The organism is Citrobacter sp. Marseille-Q6884 (assembly GCF_945906775.1).
GTDB lineage: Bacteria > Pseudomonadota > Gammaproteobacteria > Enterobacterales > Enterobacteriaceae > Citrobacter.
Genome location: NZ_CAMDRE010000001.1, coordinates 1 through 18,599 on the forward strand (window position 1 = coordinate 1; position 18,599 = coordinate 18,599).

Sequence of the window (18,599 nt, forward strand, 5' to 3'; positions counted from 1 at the left end):
GTACTAAGGGTCTTAATGAAATGAAGAATATATTATTTATATAGGCATTATCCTGAAGCAACTTCTCAGTAATGACGACACGTTGGAATTTTACTTTAACCTGTGTAATTTCTCCTTCAATAGATGATGATATAGTACGATACATAAGTTCTGGCACGGTCACATCAAACACAATGGTTATCGTTCCGCATCCCCCCTTATTATTCAATTTATTCTCAAGTCTTGATTGGGCCTCATATATTGGTGTTAATTCTTTATATAAGGAAACTGCATATTCTGTTGGGACTAATTCATTATATTTCCTAATGAATAAAGTTTCCCCTAATGCATTTTCAAGATCTGCCAATTTTTTACATAAGGGCGTTCTTGTTAAATACAGCTCATCTGCGGCCTTAGATATACACTTTTTTTCCATTGCAACCATAAAGTACTTCAGTTGTTTTGATATGAAAATAGACATCATAGACCTCCCTCACTCAAGAGCCTAAATACTAAACGAACAATGGAATTTTGGGGTATTCGAAACGATCATTATTTGTTCGGTTAAAAGCTAAAAAATAGGCATTCAATATGCAAACTTTTGATAATTTTTTGTGAGATAGGACAGAACAAAATTTGTAACTTTTTTAAAGTATCAGAATAACAATTACCCTCTAACTTTTTAAACAAAAAGGTAAAAAATGAAAGAAAACACATTTAGCAACAGGAGTATATTATTTTTAAATGATGTTCATCCTGACTTATCAAAGTTAGCTTATAAAGCTCTTGAACTGTCCGTTGTGGACTTTGGTATATCTGAAGGACTTCGGTCAATTGAGAGGCAAAAAAAATTATATGCAGAAGGGAAATCAAAAACACTTAATAGCAGACATTTATCTGGCCATGCCATTGATGTTATGGCTTACCCGACAACATCAGTCTCATGGGATTTTAAATATTACCAGGAAATTGCCGTTGCTTTTAAAAATGCCTCTTCAATATTAAAGATTCCTGTTGAATGGGGTGGGGACTGGAAACCATTCTGTGATGGTCCACATTTTCAATTACCCTGGCAGCAATACCCCTTAATTTAACGTTCAATCGCTTCATCAGATAACATCGGGTTCCGCCCTTCACGGGGCGGAAATGCATATCTATTAGCTACAGTACAAATATCACTTTATATTGTCGCTACCGTGAAATACCACGTCGCTACAGCTATCGGCATATTTCTTATTGTCAGCCCCCGTTCTTCGATATCTGGAGATAATTATCACCTTCAGCGTAAACTCTGTGTCCCCTTCAGCACATGCTCGACAAAGCGTGTCAGCTTCGGCAGCGGGCGTAAATCCTGACGCCACAGCAGGTGTATCGGGCGCGGCTGCGGCGTAAACCCCTCCAGCACCCTTACCAGTCGGCCGCTGGCGAGTTCTTCGGCCAGCAACACTTCGGGTTGCAACAGTAACCCCGCCCCCGCGACCGCCGCCATCCGCAGTCCGTGTCCATCGTTGCAACGCAGGATCGCATCGCGTTTCCATCTGACCTCGCCTTCCACACCGGGTAGCGTCCATTCGTTACGTGCTGTCCACACCGTATGGGATAAACACAAATGATCCACCAGATCTGCGGGCGTATGGGGGGTACCATGGCGGGAAAGGTAGTCCGGTGACGCACAGATCGTCATACGGTACGGGCACAAAAACTTAGCCACCACGTCAGTCTGGCGAATATCACCAATCCTTATCGCCAGATCGACCCCTTCGTCCACCAGATCCACCATCCGGTTCGTCAGATCCAGTTCAAGACGCACCTCCGGCCAGGTCTGTAAAAAGGTCGCGGCCAGGGGGGAAATGACGCACGCGCCGAACGATGTGGGCGCACTGATGCGCAACGTCCCCGCTGGCGCCAGCCGCAACCGCTCTACCGAGCTTTCGGCTATCGCGACCTGCTCTAGCACTCGACGGGCTTCTTCCACGTAGACACGCCCGGCGTCGGTCAGGCTCTGACGACGGGTGTTGCGCTCCAGCAAACGCGTGCCAAGCTGCGCTTCCAGCAGGGCAATATATTTCCCGACCATCACCGCCGACATCTCCAGCCGCGTGGCCGCAACGGTAAAACTGCCGCTTTCCACCACGGCGATAAACGTTTCCATGCCGCGCAACTTATCCATATTACAAACCTCTGGTTAGCAATCATCTAACTTTTAGCCAGTTTATCCGATTTCATTTTCATTAAAGAATAGCGGCTCACACTATTGTGGAGGTGGTTATGAAAATCGTCGTTATTGGTGCCAGTGGTACAGTAGGTCGCGCAGTGACAGAGGTGTTGAGCCGTACACATGATGTCATCCGTGTGGGTCGCACAAAGGGTGATTACCAGGTCGATATCACCTCGCAGGAGAGCGTGCAGGCGTTGTTTGAAAAAATCGGTCGGGTGGATGCGATCGTTTCTACCACCGGTAATCTGTTTTTTGGCCCGTTATCAACCATGACCGACAGCGAGTTTAATCAGGGTTTGCAGGACAAACTGTTAGGTCAGGTACGACTGGCGTTAACCGGGCAGCATTACCTGAATGATGGCGGTTCCATTACGCTGATTAGCGGCATTATCGCTCATGAGCCGATCGCGCAAGGGGCCAATGCGGCAACGATTAATGCCGGGCTCGAGGGCTTTGTACGCGCTGCTGCCTGTGAGTTAGGGCGCGGTATCCGTATCAACCTGATTAGCCCTACCGTGCTGAGCGAATCCGCAGAAGCCTACGAGAGTTTCTTCCCGGGGTTTGAAAGCGTACCCGGCGCAACGGTCGCGAATGCTTTTCGCCGCAGCGTCGAAGGGATACAAACCGGTCGCATTTATAAAGTCGGCTACTGATGGGGTTGCTGCCGCTGAATCCTCTTCAGCGGCAGTCCTGGTAACGCTCTGTTTTAACATTCATTTCCCTCTTTCTCCTTTTTTTCCCCGCTTCGCTTTTGCGTTTATCCACACCCTTTATAATGTTAAATAATTGTTGTTTTTGATCACATAAAATAAACAAAGTCAGTCATTCTGTGCGCGTTTTTCAAAAATGTAGATATTTTTAATTTATGGCTACGAAATAAGCATCGCCATGTCTCCCTGACAATCTACTGAGAGGATCGATTCTGATGAATGCACTGACTGCCGTTAAACCGAATGCTGAAGCTTCAGGCCAGCAATACAGCGGCTTCTCGCTGAAACCGTCAGCCCAGTCCCCGCGTCTGCTGGAACTGACTTTTTCCGCCCAGACCACTGAGCAATTTTTGCAAGCGGTGGCGCAGTGGCCGGTGCAGGCACTGGAATACAAATCCTTTTTACGCTTCAAAGTGGGCAAGATCCTCGACGATTTGTGCAGCAATGAGCTACAGCCGTTGTTGCTGAAAACGCTGTTGGATCGTGCCGAAGGTGCATTGTTGATCAATGCCGTTGGGGTTGATGACGTGGCGCAGGCAGAGGAGATGGTCAAGCTGGCGACGGCGGTAGCGCATCTTATCGGACGCTCTAACTTTGATGCGATGAGCGGTCAGTACTACGCACGCTTTGTCGTGAAAAACGTTGATAATTCAGACAGCTACTTGCGTCAGCCGCACCGTGTGATGGAGCTGCATAACGACGGTACCTACCTCGAAGAAATCACCGACTACGTGTTGATGATGAAGATCGATGAACAAAACATGACCGGCGGTAACTCGCTGCTGCTGCACCTCGACGACTGGGAACACCTGAATCACTACTTCACTCATCCGCTGGCACGCCGTGCGATGCGTTTTGCCGCGCCGCCGAGCAAAAACGTGAGCCAGGATGTGTTTCATCCGGTGTTTGACGTTGACCAGCAAGGTCGTCCGGTCATGCGCTACATCGACCAGTTCGTCCAGCCAAAAGATTATGAAGAAGGCGTCTGGCTGAGCGATCTCTCCGACGCGCTGGAAACCAGCAAAAACATTCTTTCCGTGCCGGTTTCAGTGGGCAAATTCCTGCTGATCAACAACCTGTTCTGGCTGCATGGACGCGATCGCTTCACTTCGCATCCTGACCTGCGTCGTGAGCTGATGCGCCAGCGTGGTTACTTCGCGTACGCCAAGAACCATTACCAGACCAATCAGTAAGCGCGAAGGAATTTAACGGATGTATGATTTTGTGATTATTGGCGGCGGCATTATCGGCATGTCGACCGCCATGCAGCTGATTGATGTCTATCCCGACGCCAGAATCGCGCTGCTGGAGAAAGAGTCCGGCCCGGCCTGTCATCAGACGGGCCATAACAGCGGCGTGATTCATGCCGGGGTTTATTACACCCCCGGCAGCCTCAAGGCGCAGTTTTGTCTGGCGGGAAATCGCGCCACTAAAGCCTTTTGCGACCAAAACGGCATCCGTTACGACGTCTGCGGAAAAATGCTGGTCGCCACTTCTGAACTGGAAATGGAGCGGATGCGTGCATTGTGGGATCGCACCGCCGCCAACGGTCTGGAACGCGAGTGGCTGAATGCGCAAGCGCTACGCGAGCGCGAACCTAATATTACCGGCCTCGGCGGCATTTTTGTGCCTTCCAGCGGAATTGTCAGCTATCGCGACGTCACCGCCGCGATGGCAAAAATATTTCAGGCCAAGGGTGGCGAGATTGTTTATAACGCCGAAGTCAGCGCCCTGAAAGAACATGCTACCGGCGTCGTGGTACACACCCGTCAGGGACAGGAGTATGAAGCCGCCACGTTGATCGGCTGCTCCGGGTTAATGGCTGACCGGCTGGTGAAAATGCTGGGCGTCGATCCCGGCTTTATTATTTGTCCGTTCCGCGGTGAATACTTCCGGCTGGCACCGGAACATAACCAGATAGTGAATCATCTGATCTATCCGATCCCCGATCCCGCCATGCCGTTTCTTGGCGTCCATCTCACCCGGATGATTGACGGCAGTGTCACGGTCGGTCCCAACGCCGTGCTGGCCTTTAAACGCGAAGGTTACCGTAAGCGCGATATCTCCCTGCGCGACACGCTGGAGATCTTAGGCTCTTCCGGCATCCGTCGCGTGCTGCAAAACAACCTGCGCTCAGGCCTGAGTGAGATGAAAAACTCGCTGTGCAAAAGCGGCTATCTGCGGTTGGTACAGAAGTACTGCCCGAGCCTGACGCAGAACGATCTGCAGCCGTGGCCTGCGGGTGTACGGGCGCAGGCGGTATCACCAGACGGGAAACTGATCGACGATTTTCTGTTTGTTACCACACCGCGTTCTATTCATACCTGTAACGCCCCTTCTCCGGCAGCGACGTCTGCTATTCCTATCGGTGCGCATATCGTTAGCAAAGTGCACGCATTGCTGGAGAACCAGAGTAATCCCGGACGCACGCTGCGTGCGGCACGTAGCGTGGAGACATTACACGCCGCATTTACCCGTTAAACATCTTATGACAGGAAGCAACCATGCAACTTAACGATCCTACCTTGTTTCGTCAGCAGGCGCTGATTGACGGTCAATGGCGTCACGCCAACAGCGGTGAAACGATCGCGGTGACCAATCCAGCCAACAATCAGCCGTTGGGCAGTGTGCCGAAAATGGGCGCCGATGAAACGCGCGAAGCCATTGAAGCCGCTAACCGCGCCCTGCCCGCCTGGCGTGCGCTGACCGCCAAAGAGCGAGCGAATATTCTGCGTCGCTGGTTCAACCTGATGATTGAGCATCAGGATGACCTCGCCCGCCTGATGACGCTCGAGCAAGGGAAGCCGCTGGCAGAAGCCAAAGGCGAAATCACTTATGCCGCTTCCTTTATTGAATGGTTTGCTGAAGAAGGTAAGCGCATCTATGGCGATACCATTCCAGGTCATCAGGCCGATAAGCGTCTTATCGTCATTAAGCAACCGATCGGCGTGACCGCGGCAATTACACCGTGGAATTTCCCTTCGGCGATGATCACCCGCAAAGCCGGTCCGGCACTGGCCGCTGGCTGCACCATGGTGCTCAAACCCGCCAGCCAGACACCGTTCTCCGCGCTGGCACTGGCAGAACTGGCGAACCGTGCCGGGATCCCGGCGGGTGTTTTCAGCGTCGTCACCGGTTCCGCAGGCGCGGTCGGCAACGAACTGACCAGCAACCCGCTGGTGCGCAAGCTGTCGTTTACCGGCTCGACGGAAATTGGTCGTCAGCTCATGGAACAGTGCGCGAAAGACATCAAGAAGGTGTCTCTGGAGCTGGGCGGCAATGCGCCGTTTATCGTGTTTGACGATGCCGATCTTGATAAAGCCGTAGAAGGCGCGCTGGCATCGAAGTTCCGTAACGCCGGGCAAACCTGCGTCTGCGCCAACCGTCTGTACGTTCAGGACGGCGTGTATGACCGCTTCGCCGAGAAACTTCAGCAGGCCGTGAGCAAGCTGCATCTTGGTGATGGTCTGCAACCTGATGTGACCACCGGTCCGCTGATCGATGAAAAAGCGGTTGCCAAAGTGCAGGAGCACATCGCCGACGCGCTGGAAAAAGGGGCTCGCATCATAACGGGGGGCAAAGCCCACGCGCTGGGCGGCAACTTCTTCCAGCCGACAATCCTGGTGGACGTTCCTGACAACGCGAAGGTCGCGAAAGAAGAGACGTTTGGTCCGCTGGCTCCCCTGTTCCGCTTTACCGATGAAGCCGACGTGATTCATCAGGCCAACGATACCGAGTTCGGCCTGGCCGCCTATTTCTACGCGCGTGATTTAAGCCGTGTCTTCCGCGTTGGCGAAGCGCTGGAGTACGGCATCGTCGGTATCAACACCGGCATTATCTCCAACGAAGTCGCGCCGTTCGGCGGGATTAAAGCCTCCGGTCTTGGTCGTGAAGGCTCTAAATACGGCATCGAAGATTACTTAGAAATCAAATATATGTGCATCGGCCTTTAATAAAACAATACTGGAGAACACCTGATGAGCACCAATAAAGAACTCATGCAACGTCGCAGCAACGCTGTCCCCCGCGGCGTAGGCCAGATCCACCCTATTTTTGCCGAGCGTGCAGAGAATTGCCGGGTCTGGGACGTTGAAGGCCGTGAATTCCTCGATTTTGCTGGCGGTATTGCAGTACTGAATACCGGCCACCTGCATCCGCAGATTGTCTCAGCCGTAGAAGCGCAGTTGAAAAAGCTGTCGCACACCTGCTTCCAGGTGCTGGCCTATGAACCCTATCTGGAACTGTGCGAAATCATGAACAAGAAAGTGCCGGGCGATTTCGACAAGAAAACGCTGCTGGTCACGACGGGCTCTGAAGCGGTGGAAAACGCCGTGAAAATCGCCCGTGCGGCAACCAAACGTACGGGCACCATCGCCTTTAGCGGCGCGTACCACGGTCGCACTCATTACACCCTGTCGCTGACCGGTAAAGTGAATCCGTACTCGGCGGGAATGGGACTGATGCCGGGCCACGTTTATCGTGCGATCTATCCTTGCGCACTGCACGGCGTCAGTGAAGACGAGGCTATCGCCAGCATTCATCGCATCTTCAAAAACGATGCCGCGCCAGAAGATATTGCCGCCATCGTGATTGAACCGGTCCAGGGCGAAGGCGGTTTCTATGCCGCCTCACCAGCCTTTATGCAGCGCCTGCGCGCCATCTGTGACGAGCATGGGATCATGCTGATTGCCGATGAAGTGCAGAGTGGCGCGGGACGTACCGGCACACTGTTCGCCATGGAGCAGATGGGCGTTGCGCCTGATATCACCACCTTCGCTAAATCCATTGCCGGTGGCTTCCCGCTGGCGGGCGTGACCGGACGTGCTGACGTGATGGACGCAATTCCGCCAGGCGGTCTGGGTGGAACGTATGCCGGTAACCCGATTTCCTGCGTCGCCGCGCTGGAAGTGCTGAAGATTTTTGAGCAAGAAAACCTGCTGCAAAAAGCCAACGATCTGGGCAAAAACCTGCGCAACGGTCTGCTGGCGATTGCCGAAACACATCGCGAGATCGGCGACGTTCGCGGCCTGGGCGCGATGATTGCCATCGAGTTGTTCGAAGACGGCGACCACAATAAGCCCGATGCCAAACTGACCGCCGAGATCGTTTCCCGCGCGCGTGATAAAGGCCTGATCCTGCTCTCCTGCGGACCGTACTACAACGTGCTGCGCATCCTGGTGCCGCTCACCATTGAAGAGGCGCAAATCCGTCAGGGGCTGGACATCATCGCCCAGTGTTTTGCCGAAGCGAAACAAGGGTAACGCTCCTCTCTCCGTGCCGGGTAACCACGCAAACGCGTCTTATCCGGCCGATGGAAATAAGCCTGTGTTGGCCGGGTAAGGCGGAGCCGCTCCCTGACAAAAAGAACCAATAACAATAATACGCGTGCCCCGACGCGGGAATGTCGGGGTGCTCTCCCAAGTGAAATACTTTCGAGAGGTTTAAAAATGGGGCAAGTGTCGCAATCACATGATTTAGGGGGCGGGCTGAAATCACGCCACGTCACCATGCTGTCTATTGCCGGGGTTATCGGCGCAAGTCTGTTTGTGGGTTCAAGCGTGGCGATTGCAGAAGCAGGACCCGCGGTGCTGCTGGCGTATCTGTTCGCCGGGTTACTGGTGGTGATGATTATGCGCATGCTGGCCGAAATGGCCGTTGCCACACCGGATACCGGTTCCTTTTCCACATACGCCGATAAGGCTATCGGCCCCTGGGCAGGTTATACCATCGGCTGGCTGTACTGGTGGTTCTGGGTGTTGGTTATCCCGCTGGAGGCCAATATTGCCGCCATCATTCTGCACTCCTGGGTTCCGGGCATTCCTATCTGGCTGTTTTCCCTGGTTATCACGCTGGCATTAACCGGCAGTAATTTACTGAGCGTCAAAAATTACGGTGAGTTTGAATTCTGGCTGGCGCTGTGCAAGGTGATTGCCATTCTGGCGTTTATTGCGCTGGGTGCTATCGCCATTAGCGGTTTCTATCCCTACGCAGAAGTCAGCGGCGTTTCACGGCTGTGGGATCAGGGCGGTTTTATGCCCAATGGTTTTGGTGCTGTGATCAGCGCAATGCTAATCACCATGTTCTCGTTTATGGGCGCAGAGATTGTGACCATCGCTGCCGCCGAGTCCGACACTCCGGATAAACACATCGTCCGCGCCACCAACTCGGTTATCTGGCGTATCTCCATTTTCTATCTGTGTTCCATTTTCGTGGTGGTTGCACTGATCCCGTGGAACATGCCGGGGCTTAAAGAGGTCGGTTCGTACCGTTCGGTACTGGAACTGCTGCATATCCCGTACGCCAAATTTATCATGGACTGCGTCATTCTGCTGTCGGTCACCAGTTGCCTGAACTCGGCGCTGTATACGTCCTCGCGTATGCTCTACTCCCTGAGCCGTCGTGGAGACGCCCCTGCGTTCATGGGCAAAACCAACCGCAGTAAAACCCCTTATGTCGCGGTGCTGCTTTCCACCGGCGCGGCGTTTCTGACCGTTGTCGTCAACTATTACGCGCCGGCAAAAGTATTTAAATTCCTCATCGACAGCTCCGGCGCCATTGCCCTGCTGGTCTATCTGGTGATTGCGATTTCCCAACTGCGGATGCGCAAAATCCTGCTGGCGCGAGGTGGCGAAATTAAGCTGAAAATGTGGCTCTATCCGTGGCTGACCTGGCTGGTTATCGCCTTTATTATCTTTGTGCTGGTGGTCATGCTGTTTCGCCCGGCACAACAGCTGGAAGTGATCTCTACCGGGTTGTTAGCCATAGGAATTATTTGCACCGTGCCGATTATGTCGCGCTGGAAAAAACTGCTATCGTGGCAAAAAGCACCGTTGCAAAATACGCATTAAACCTGTTCCCGGCGCAGGCCGGGATACCTTTCAGGAGTACGACCATGACCGCCATTTCCCAACCGACGGCCATTGATGGATACCGCTGGCTCAAGAACGACATCATTCGTGGTGTCTATCAACCTGACGAGAAATTGCGGATGAGCTTGCTAACCTCTCGCTATGAACTGGGCGTGGGGCCGTTACGCGAAGCGCTTTCACAGCTGGTGGCTGAACAGCTGGTCACGGTGGTTAATCAGAAAGGATACCGGGTGGCATCAATGTCTGAGCAGGAATTGCTCGATATTTTCGATGCCCGCGCCAACACGGAAGCCATGCTGGTGAGCCTCGCCATTGCGCGCGGCGACGACGCCTGGGAAGCGGAGATTCTGGCGCGCGCGCATATGCTCAGCAAGCTTGAAGCCGTTGACGCCAGCGAACAGATGTTGGATGAGTGGGACCAGCGTCATCAGGCGTTTCACACGGCGATAGTTGCCGGTTGTGGTTCCCAATATCTCCTGCAAATGCGTGAGCGGTTATTCGATCTGGCGGCACGTTATCGGTTTATCTGGCTGCGCAAAACGGTACTGTCGGTTGAAATGCTGGAAGATAAACACGATCAGCATCAGACGCTGACCGAGGCGATTATGGCGCGCGATGCTGCACGCGCCAGTGAATTAATGCGCCAGCATTTGCTGACGCCGATTCCGATTATTCAGCAGGCGATGGCAGGTAAGCTGCTGGCGGAAAAAAGTTAATCGCGCGTCTGCACCCAAAACGCATGAATCAGGCCGGGGATGTAACCCAACAGCGTCAGCACGATGTTAAGGATAAATGCCCAGCCGAATCCTTTCCCCAGCAGGACGCCAAGCGGGGGCAGAATAATCGTTAAAACAATTCTCCAGAAACCCATACACACTCCATACAAGCAAAATTAATTATTGTTTAAAAAAGAGATTTAATCTCAAAGCGTAGTCAGTGTATCCAACTCTGTCAGCCTACCCCTGCGGTTTTACCCTCCTTTACGCTCTTTACGCTGGCGTACGATGGCTCTTTATTTTAGAATATGCTTAATTTAGAAAAAACTAAAATACATATGACTGAACTTGAACAACTGCAGGCCAGCGCTGAAGACGCCGCCGCCCTGCTCAAAGCGATGAGTAACCCGAAGCGGTTGATGATTTTGTGCATGCTCTGCGGCTCGCCGGGCACCAGCGCAGGCGATCTGGCTCGCAATACGGGCCTGAGTCCTTCCGCAACTTCCCAGCACCTGGCGCGAATGCGCGAGGAAGGCCTGATCGACAGCCAGCGTGATGCGCAACGCGTCCTCTATTCCATTAAAAATGCGGCCGTCAATTCCCTGATTGCCACATTAAAAACACTGTATTGCCCATAAGGAGCCGTCATGACCATTGAGGTGATTTCCCCACGCGAAGCGCAGGCGCTGTTAGCCCAGGGGGCAACACTGATCGATATCCGTGATGCAGACGAATACCTGCACGAACACATCCCTGAAGCGCATCTGGCGCCATTGGCAGCGCTTGAGCAGGGATCACTGCCCGCGAATCTACGCGCCGAACGCGTGATCTTTCACTGCCAGTCTGGCAAGCGTACGCAAAACGCAGCGGCAAAACTTCATGCCATTGCCGCCCCGGCGCAAGTCTGGCTGCTGGAAGGTGGCATAGACGGCTGGAAAGCAGCGGGATTACCGGTTGCCAAAGATCAATCACAACCCTTGCCACTGATGCGCCAGGTGCAGATTGCCGCAGGCAGCCTCGCCTTACTCGGCGTGGTGCTGGGTTATGCTGTCAATAGCGCTTTCTTCCTGCTCAGCGGTTTTGTCGGCGCGGGACTGATATTAGCCGGAGTGACGGGGTTTTGTGGCATGGCGCGGATTCTGGACAAAATGCCCTGGAACCGTCGCTCGCATTAAGCAAGCAACTGACTTCATAAAACAGCGGGAAGAACGTGGGTTCGATATTGACCACGAGAGTCCAATATACGCTTTACCGGGCGAGAAAGAGGGGCTGAGCAACATTCGCCGCCCGGTAAAATAATGTCGTTATACGATCAGGAAATCATTCAGTGATTTACCTGCGGCCAGCGCCAGGGCAATGGGTTTTGGCGTCCGTCCTTGACCAGTCCATGTTTTTGTTTCACCGTTGATATCAGTAAAACGATATTTCGCCGGACGCGGTTGACGTTTTTTAGCCGTTGATTGTGTCGCAGATTCCCCGTTCAGCAGTTCTTCGGGACGAATCCCGTCAGATTCCAACAGCGCCAGCCAGGTGTTAATTTTTTCTTGTTGTTCTGCACGTTGGCGCTGTATCTGTTCTTCTTCATCGCGTCGTTCTTTCGTGACAACGCTGAATTTTTCAAGAATATCCTCAAGAACATCCATCGATAATTCGCGGGACAGTGAACGCAGTTTACGGATATTATTTAAGTTTTTTAACATTGAACTCATATTAATAAAACCTCTTTAACGCAGAAAACAAAAACAATGTTACCCGAGAAGTGTATTCGATTTATTATTCTTTTTCCAGCCCCCTCATTGGCAAGAAAATATAAAAGCAGCTCTCCTTTATTATTCGCTTAATCAGAAAAACAAACCCGTTTGCCAATATTTTATATTGCCCAAACAATAACCCTAAATATGCCAAACACGATTCCTCTACACAGAGAAAACCACGCATAACAGCCGCGTTGGCGAGCCTGTTTGGCATCCGTCAGCATTCAGAAAAGAATCGCAAAAAATCCAGAAAAACAAGTCCATTTAATGCACTGATTTTTAAGTGATTTCAATTTATATGACAACGAAAATGCCAAAACGAACAAAAAACAAACCAATGCAGAGCATTTTATCGACAAAAAGGCAATAAATAAAAATTTTAAGCTAGTTGATAGTTATTATATAGCCAGATATCCTATGAAAACGCGAAAGCGCCAAGATAAATCACTAACAAAAGGTATACAAATCCTTTTTCCCTTTTACAAGGAGCATTAACATGTTCTCTCCGCAGTCACGCTTGCGTCATGCTGTAGCAGACACGTTCGCGATGGTTGTTTATTGTTCTGTCGTGAACATGTTGATCGAAGTATTCCTCTCTGGAATGAGCTTTGAACAGTCACTTTATTCCAGACTGGTGGCTATCCCTGTCAACATACTGATCGCCTGGCCATACGGGATGTACCGCGATTTCTTTATGCGTATGGCGCGTAAAACCACGTCGGCGGGATGGGTAAAAAATCTGGCGGATGTGCTGGCATATGTCACATTTCAGTCGCCGGTGTATGTGATTATTCTGTTGACGGTTGGCGCTGACTGGCACCAGATTACCGCTGCGGTGAGTTCAAACATCGTTGTATCAATGCTGATGGGCGCGGTTTATGGCTACTTCCTCGATTATTGCCGCCGCCTGTTTAAGGTCAGCAGCTATCACCAGGCGAAAGCCTAAACGTCTCTTCGCGACTGGCCCTGCCAGTCGCGTCTTTAGTTTGAATTAACGTCGCCAAACAATCCATTCAGATAACGCTCAAGCGCAATACGCGAGCTAAAGCCGTGCGGAATTCCATAATGCTCATGGTTATCTCCGGCTAAATAAAGCGGGAATTGCTGATAGTGATCGCAGGTTTTAATATCCGTGGCAGGTTCTGCCAGCGAAGAGCTGCGCTCTTTTAGCGTGGGGTGAATCACTAACGCGGTACGTCCCATGCGTGCTTCACGGTTAACGTACACATAATTTTCGCCACGTCGATAACCGTACGTTTTCTGCGTGACAACATCAACGGTAAAGCCCACTTTCTCAAGTACGCGCGCCACCTCATCCGGTCGTAAATACATATTATTTTCCTCGTTATCTTTTACTGCGGGCTTACCTTACCTGATTCAGCATTAGCAACGCTTTCAGAAAAGTCCATAAACGAGTGAACAGGATGGGATGAGTATCTTAAGAATCAGTTATTGCCTGCCGAAGTTGCCGGGCGGCCTGTTGGGCCATTTCCGCAGAATGAATATTGGTAAATGACAGCAATATTCCCCCCTTTCCCGCCGACACCATTCTCCAGTGACTTAAAGCCTGAACCGCCAGTCCGGCCTGATTCGCTTTGCGCACTAATGCAACATCATCGCCTGCAATGGTCATCACCATCTGGATACCACCGTCCTGAGGTACCACAGTAAAGCCTTGATCTGCGAGTGCGTTTTCCATCCACTGGCGTCGTTGCGCATAGTGTTGACGCATTTTTTTTAAGTGCCGCCAGAAATGCCCCTCGCGGATAAAGTCCGCCAGCGTTTGCTGCCATAAAACGGGAACGCTACAGGCCGTGAGCGCCGCCTGCTGGCGAAACTGCGCGACCTGCGTGACAGGCACCACCAGCCAGGCGGTGCGCAATGCCGGAAAGAGCGATTTACTGAACGTGCCGGTATAAATAACCCGCTGCGGCGCATCCAGACTTTTCAGCGGTGGCAACGGTTTACCGTGGTAGCGAAACTCACTGTCATAGTCATCTTCAATAATCCATGCCTGCGCACGGGTAGCCCATTCCAGCAACCGATGGCGGCGCGCTAATGAAAGCGCCACACCCAGCGGACTCTGGTGAGCCGGGGTGAGAAGTGCAAAACGCGCCTGCGGGTAATCGCGGACCCCGACATCGACATCCAGGCCATCGTCATCAACCGGAACGGGCATCAATTCAACCCGTTCCTGCATCACCACTGGCCGAATAAGCGGAAACCCCGGATCTTCAACCCACATCCCCTCACCGGGCTTTGCCAGCGTGCGCAGGATTAGCGTTATGGACGCCGCATAGCCTGAGGTAATAAATACCTGCTCCGGCAGGCATTCAATGCTACGAGAAACGCGCAGATAATCGACAATCGCCTGACGCAACAGCAGTTCACCGCACACATCCCCCAACGCCAGGTCGAAACGCGTCTGGGTGCGTAAGCGCCGCCCCATCACCCGTGCCCAGATCTCGCGGGGGAAAAGATCGAGTGCGGGTAATCCCATCTGAAAAATCTGCGGCGTTGGATTTTCTCCGGCGAATACGGCAGGCGCTGCAGGCGTGGTATCCAGCCGCAGTTGCTTGCTCACAAACGTTCCGGCCTGACCGTGTCGCTCAAGCCAGCCCTGCGCGACCAGATCCGCGTAAGCATTTTCCACTGTCGAACGTGAAACCCCCAGTTCCTGTGACCAGGTCCGGCTGGAAGGTAATCGAGTGCCGGGCTTAAGCTCACCGTGCTCAATAGCGGTTTTTAACTGACGGGCGATTAACTGATAGCGTGGCATTTATGGTCTGCTTTTTTAGTCAAAATATGGCTCTCTATTGCAGACCATTATAGTGCTACATTGCAGGTCATCAACACGAGGAGAAACACAATGACTACGTTACGTCAGCCCTACTATGAACTCAGCCCTGAAGTCTACAGCGCCCTTGGGCAGGCTAAAAAAGCGCTGGAGAATGGCGCCCTGGATACCACGCTGATGGAACTGATTTATCTGCGTATCTCGCAAATTAACGGCTGTGCTTTTTGTCTGGAAATGCACAGTAAAGCCCTGCGTAAGTCTGGTGTAGAGCAAGCGAAGCTGGATGCCCTGGCCGGCTGGCGGGTCAGCCATCACTTTAGCGCCCAGGAACAGGTTGCGCTGGCGTGGGCAGAATCCGTCACTGATATCGCCAGAACACATGCTGAAGATGATGTTTACCAGCCGTTGCTCGACCATTTCAGCGCCCGTGAAATCAGCGATCTGACCTTTGCAATCGGTCTGATGAACTGCTTTAACCGCCTGGCGGTGGGAATGCGCATGTAGTGGAAAGACGCCTGATGACGCTTTCGCGTTTCAGGCCGACACCACAGTACAGCCCAGGCCGGATAAGGCGCTTGCGTCCCCATCCGGCAATTTCCCCCTGGTAACCGCTCTCCCCGCCGCGCTCATTACCCCGCGCATCATCAATCTAAAATTCCCATATCTTGTATGGTTGAATCTTTATTAATCTACATCTAGTATCTTCTCTATCAGGACACACACAACCCGACGCCTCATTTGCGTCACTCTTTTACTTTTAAATGGAAATACGAATCATGCGTATTATTATTTATACTCGTAATAACTGCGTTCAGTGCCACGCGACGAAACGGGCGATGGAAAGCCGTGGGTTTGACTTTGAGATGATCAATGTCGATCTGTCCCCCGAGATGGCTGAAACCCTGCGTGAGCAAGGTTTTCGCCAGTTACCGGTCGTGGTGGCGGGTGAAACCCGTTGGTCAGGATTTCGCCCGGACATGATCAACCGTCTGCGCCCGCAAGCCCATATGGCCAGCGCATGAGCAGCCTCGTCTACTTTTCCAGCAGCTCAGAAAATACGCATCGCTTTATGCTGCGTCTGGGACTGCCTGCCCTGCGCATTCCGCTGAATGAACGTGAGCGGCTCCAGGTAGACGAACCCTATATTTTGGTTGTGCCGTCTTATGGCGGTGGCGGCACGGCAGGTGCGGTCCCGAGACAGGTGATCCGCTTTTTAAACGATACGCACAACCGGGCGATGATCCGCGGCGTGATCGCCTCAGGCAATCGCAATTTCGGCGAAGCCTACGGTCGCGCCGGTGACGTCATTTCACAAAAATGTGGCGTGCCGTGGCTCTATCGCTTTGAGCTGATGGGGACGCAAAGCGATATCGACAATGTCCGAAAAGGAGTGAGCGAATTTTGGCAACGACAACCGCAGAACGTGTGAACCCGGCAACCCTGGATTTTCACGCCCTGAATGCCATGCTGAATCTGTACGATAATGCCGGCCGCATTCAGTTCGATAAAGACCATCAGGCAGTGGACGCGTTTTTTGCAAACCACGTCCGCCCCCGTTCCGTGCGCTTTGCCAGCCAGCAGGAGCGCCTGGAAACGTTGATACGTGACGGTTATTACGATGAAAGTGTGTTAACCCGCTACGATCGCGACTTTGTCGTGAAGCTCTTCGCCCACGCGCACGCCAGCGGATTCCGTTTCCAGACCTTCCTTGGCGCATGGAAGTTCTACACCAGCTATACATTGAAAACTTTTGACGGCAAACGCTACCTCGAAGACTTTGAGGATCGCGTGACGATGGTGGCGCTTACACTTGCACAAGGTGATGAAACGCTCGCCATGCAACTCGCCGATGAAATGCTCTCCGGGCGCTTTCAACCTGCCACGCCAACTTTTTTAAACTGCGGCAAGCAGCAGCGCGGGGAGCTGGTCTCGTGCTTCCTGTTGCGTATTGAAGACAATATGGAGTCCATTGGCCGGGCGGTAAACTCGGCGCTACAGCTTTCCAAACGCGGCGGCGGCGTGGCGTTTCTGCTTTCGAATCTGCGGGAAGCCGGTGCCCCCATCAAGCGTATTGAAAACCAGTCTTCCGGTGTCATCCCGGTAATGAAAATGCTGGAAGACGCCTTCTCTTATGCAAACCAGTTGGGCGCGCGTCAGGGCGCGGGGGCGGTGTATCTGCATGCACATCACCCGGATATTTTGCGTTTTCTTGATACCAAACGTGAAAATGCCGATGAAAAAATTCGCATCAAAACGCTCTCACTCGGCGTGGTGATCCCCGATGTGACCTTCCGTCTGGCAAAAGAGAATGCGCAAATGGCGCTGTTCTCACCTTATGACGTGGAGCGTATTTACGGCAAACCGTTTGGTGATATCGCCATCAGCGAGCAGTACGACGAACTGGTCGCCGATGCACGTGTGCGTAAAAAATACATCAACGCCCGCGATTTCTTCCAGCGGCTGGCGGAAATTCAGTTCGAATCCGGTTATCCCTACATCATGTTTGAAGACACGGTGAATCGCGCCAATCCGATTGCCGGTCGCATCAATATGAGCAACCTGTGCTCTGAAATTTTGCAGGTCAATAGCGCATCGACTTATGACGAGGCGCTGGGCTACACCCGGACCGGACACGACATCTCCTGCAACCTTGGCTCACTGAACATCGCGCACACCATGGATTCACCGGACTTTGGCCGCACGGTTGAAACCGCGGTTCGCGGCTTAACCGCCGTCTCGGACATGAGCCATATTCGCAGCGTGCCCTCGATTGAAGCCGGTAACAGCGCCTCCCACGCCATTGGCCTGGGACAGATGAATCTGCATGGCTATCTGGCGCGTGAAGGTATTGCCTACGGTTCGCCTGAGGGACTGGATTTCACTAATCTCTATTTCTACACCATCACCTGGCATGCACTGCATACATCGATGAAGCTTGCCCGTGAACGCGGTACAACCTTTGCCGGATTCAAACACTCTCGCTATGCCAGCGGCGAGTATTTTACGCAATACCTGCAGGATGACTGGCAGCCCAAAACGGAGAAAATCCGGGGGCTGTTTGCCCGCAGCGGTATTACGCTGCCGACCCGCGCGATGTGGCTACAGCTGAGCGACGATGTCATGCGCTACGGCATCTATAACCAGAATTTGCAGGCGGTTCCGCCAACCGGGTCGATTTCCTATATCAACCATGCCACCTCCTCTATTCACCCGATTGTGTCGAAAGTGGAGATTCGCAAAGAGGGCAAAACCGGACGCGTTTACTACCCGGCCCCATTTATGACCAATGAAAATCTGTCGCTGTATCAGGACGCTTATGAAATTGGCCCGGAAAAAATCATTGATACCTACGCCGAAGCGACCCGCCATGTCGATCAGGGGCTGTCGCTAACGCTCTTTTTCCCGGATACCGCCACCACCCGCGATATCAATAAAGCGCAGATCTACGCCTGGCGTAAGGGCATCAAAACCCTCTACTACATCCGCCTACGCCAACTGGCGCTGGAAGGCACTGAAATCGAAGGCTGCGTGTCATGCGCACTGTAAGGAGAACAGT

At 52.5% G+C, this 18,599-nt stretch carries 21 protein-coding genes; 15 read left to right on the forward strand and 6 right to left on the reverse strand.

Annotation, left to right across the window (positions count from 1 at the left end; genetic code table 11):
* Nucleotides 1–463: LysR family transcriptional regulator (locus N7268_RS00005; RefSeq protein ID WP_260861345.1), on the reverse strand; the 463-nt coding region annotated here is incomplete at its 3' end.
* A 217-nt stretch (nucleotides 464–680) separates the two neighbouring features.
* Between N7268_RS00005 and N7268_RS00010 the strand changes: the two genes are divergently transcribed.
* A complete protein-coding gene (locus N7268_RS00010) occupies nucleotides 681–1,073 on the forward strand; it encodes a M15 family metallopeptidase (RefSeq protein WP_260861346.1) in 393 nt (130 codons plus the stop codon).
* A 185-nt stretch (nucleotides 1,074–1,258) separates the two neighbouring features.
* Here N7268_RS00010 and N7268_RS00015 read toward each other — a convergent pair whose 3' ends face one another.
* On the reverse strand, nucleotides 1,259–2,149 hold the full coding sequence (locus N7268_RS00015) for a LysR family transcriptional regulator (RefSeq protein WP_260861347.1): 891 nt from the start codon (nucleotides 2,147–2,149) through the stop codon (nucleotides 1,259–1,261).
* A 98-nt stretch (nucleotides 2,150–2,247) separates the two neighbouring features.
* On the opposite strand from N7268_RS00015, the gene N7268_RS00020 reads away from it, so the two are divergent.
* The 7 genes from N7268_RS00020 to csiR all read left to right on the forward strand — a co-directional run bounded on the left by N7268_RS00020 (nucleotide 2,248) and on the right by csiR (nucleotide 10,492).
* A complete protein-coding gene (locus N7268_RS00020; RefSeq protein ID WP_260861348.1) occupies nucleotides 2,248–2,850 on the forward strand; it encodes a short chain dehydrogenase in 603 nt (200 codons plus the stop codon).
* 272 nt (nucleotides 2,851–3,122) lie between these two features.
* Nucleotides 3,123–4,100, forward strand: a complete 978-nt coding sequence (gene glaH / locus N7268_RS00025) for a glutarate dioxygenase GlaH (protein WP_260861349.1) — start codon at nucleotides 3,123–3,125, stop codon at nucleotides 4,098–4,100.
* A gap of 19 nt (nucleotides 4,101–4,119) precedes the next feature.
* On the forward strand, nucleotides 4,120–5,388 hold the full coding sequence (gene lhgO / locus N7268_RS00030) for an L-2-hydroxyglutarate oxidase (RefSeq protein ID WP_260861350.1): 1,269 nt from the start codon (nucleotides 4,120–4,122) through the stop codon (nucleotides 5,386–5,388).
* Nucleotides 5,389–5,411: 23 nt separating this feature from the next.
* Nucleotides 5,412–6,860: an NADP-dependent succinate-semialdehyde dehydrogenase gene (gene gabD, locus N7268_RS00035; protein ID WP_260861351.1), complete on the forward strand. Its 1,449-nt coding sequence runs from the start codon at nucleotides 5,412–5,414 to the stop codon at nucleotides 6,858–6,860.
* Between the two features lie 24 nt (nucleotides 6,861–6,884).
* Nucleotides 6,885–8,168 carry a 4-aminobutyrate--2-oxoglutarate transaminase gene (gene gabT, locus N7268_RS00040; RefSeq protein ID WP_260861352.1) on the forward strand — a complete coding sequence of 428 codons (1,284 nt, stop codon included), beginning with the start codon at nucleotides 6,885–6,887 and terminating at the stop codon, nucleotides 8,166–8,168.
* A gap of 186 nt (nucleotides 8,169–8,354) precedes the next feature.
* Complete coding sequence (gabP, locus tag N7268_RS00045; protein ID WP_260861353.1) at nucleotides 8,355–9,755, forward strand: GABA permease; 1,401 nt, start codon at nucleotides 8,355–8,357, stop codon at nucleotides 9,753–9,755.
* Nucleotides 9,756–9,799: 44 nt separating this feature from the next.
* The gene (gene csiR, locus N7268_RS00050; RefSeq protein ID WP_198906206.1) at nucleotides 9,800–10,492 is read left to right on the forward strand and encodes a DNA-binding transcriptional regulator CsiR; all 693 of its coding nucleotides are present in this window, start codon (nucleotides 9,800–9,802) and stop codon (nucleotides 10,490–10,492) included.
* Here the strand turns inward: csiR and N7268_RS00055 are convergent.
* Nucleotides 10,489–10,647 carry a YqaE/Pmp3 family membrane protein gene (locus N7268_RS00055; RefSeq protein WP_015585265.1) on the reverse strand — a complete coding sequence of 53 codons (159 nt, stop codon included), beginning with the start codon at nucleotides 10,645–10,647 and terminating at the stop codon, nucleotides 10,489–10,491. The genes csiR and N7268_RS00055 overlap by 4 nt on opposite strands.
* Before the next feature lie 183 nt (nucleotides 10,648–10,830).
* Between N7268_RS00055 and N7268_RS00060 the strand changes: the two genes are divergently transcribed.
* Together N7268_RS00060 and N7268_RS00065 are read left to right on the forward strand one after the other, a co-directional pair.
* The gene (locus N7268_RS00060; protein ID WP_198906205.1) at nucleotides 10,831–11,130 is read left to right on the forward strand and encodes an ArsR/SmtB family transcription factor; all 300 of its coding nucleotides are present in this window, start codon (nucleotides 10,831–10,833) and stop codon (nucleotides 11,128–11,130) included.
* A gap of 9 nt (nucleotides 11,131–11,139) precedes the next feature.
* On the forward strand, nucleotides 11,140–11,667 hold the full coding sequence (locus tag N7268_RS00065) for a rhodanese family protein (RefSeq protein ID WP_260861354.1): 528 nt from the start codon (nucleotides 11,140–11,142) through the stop codon (nucleotides 11,665–11,667).
* 129 nt (nucleotides 11,668–11,796) lie between these two features.
* Here the strand turns inward: N7268_RS00065 and stpA are convergent, their stop codons facing one another.
* Nucleotides 11,797–12,201, reverse strand: coding sequence for a DNA-binding protein StpA (gene stpA, locus N7268_RS00070; protein ID WP_260861355.1), 405 nt, complete (start codon nucleotides 12,199–12,201; stop codon nucleotides 11,797–11,799).
* A 541-nt stretch (nucleotides 12,202–12,742) separates the two neighbouring features.
* Here stpA and alaE point away from each other — a divergent pair.
* Complete coding sequence (alaE, locus tag N7268_RS00075) at nucleotides 12,743–13,192, forward strand: L-alanine exporter AlaE (RefSeq protein ID WP_260861356.1); 450 nt, start codon at nucleotides 12,743–12,745, stop codon at nucleotides 13,190–13,192.
* Between the two features lie 35 nt (nucleotides 13,193–13,227).
* Here the strand turns inward: alaE and N7268_RS00080 are convergent, their stop codons facing one another.
* Both N7268_RS00080 and N7268_RS00085 read right to left on the reverse strand, forming a co-directional pair.
* On the reverse strand, nucleotides 13,228–13,578 hold the full coding sequence (locus N7268_RS00080) for a DUF2002 family protein (RefSeq protein ID WP_198906200.1): 351 nt from the start codon (nucleotides 13,576–13,578) through the stop codon (nucleotides 13,228–13,230).
* Nucleotides 13,579–13,684: 106 nt separating this feature from the next.
* Nucleotides 13,685–15,025 carry a PLP-dependent aminotransferase family protein gene (locus tag N7268_RS00085; RefSeq protein WP_260861357.1) on the reverse strand — a complete coding sequence of 447 codons (1,341 nt, stop codon included), beginning with the start codon at nucleotides 15,023–15,025 and terminating at the stop codon, nucleotides 13,685–13,687.
* Between the two features lie 90 nt (nucleotides 15,026–15,115).
* Between N7268_RS00085 and N7268_RS00090 the strand changes: the two genes are divergently transcribed.
* From N7268_RS00090 to nrdE, 4 genes are all read left to right on the forward strand, one after another.
* A complete protein-coding gene (locus N7268_RS00090) occupies nucleotides 15,116–15,547 on the forward strand; it encodes a carboxymuconolactone decarboxylase family protein (protein WP_260861358.1) in 432 nt (143 codons plus the stop codon).
* Between the two features lie 272 nt (nucleotides 15,548–15,819).
* Nucleotides 15,820–16,065 carry a glutaredoxin-like protein NrdH gene (nrdH, locus tag N7268_RS00095; protein ID WP_198906195.1) on the forward strand — a complete coding sequence of 82 codons (246 nt, stop codon included), beginning with the start codon at nucleotides 15,820–15,822 and terminating at the stop codon, nucleotides 16,063–16,065.
* A complete protein-coding gene (gene nrdI, locus N7268_RS00100; RefSeq protein ID WP_260861359.1) occupies nucleotides 16,062–16,472 on the forward strand; it encodes a class Ib ribonucleoside-diphosphate reductase assembly flavoprotein NrdI in 411 nt (136 codons plus the stop codon). The genes nrdH and nrdI overlap by 4 nt, the downstream gene beginning before the upstream one ends.
* Nucleotides 16,445–18,589, forward strand: coding sequence for a class 1b ribonucleoside-diphosphate reductase subunit alpha (gene nrdE, locus N7268_RS00105; protein WP_260861360.1), 2,145 nt, complete (start codon nucleotides 16,445–16,447; stop codon nucleotides 18,587–18,589). The genes nrdI and nrdE overlap by 28 nt, the downstream gene beginning before the upstream one ends.
* Nucleotides 18,590–18,599 lie beyond the last annotated feature (10 nt).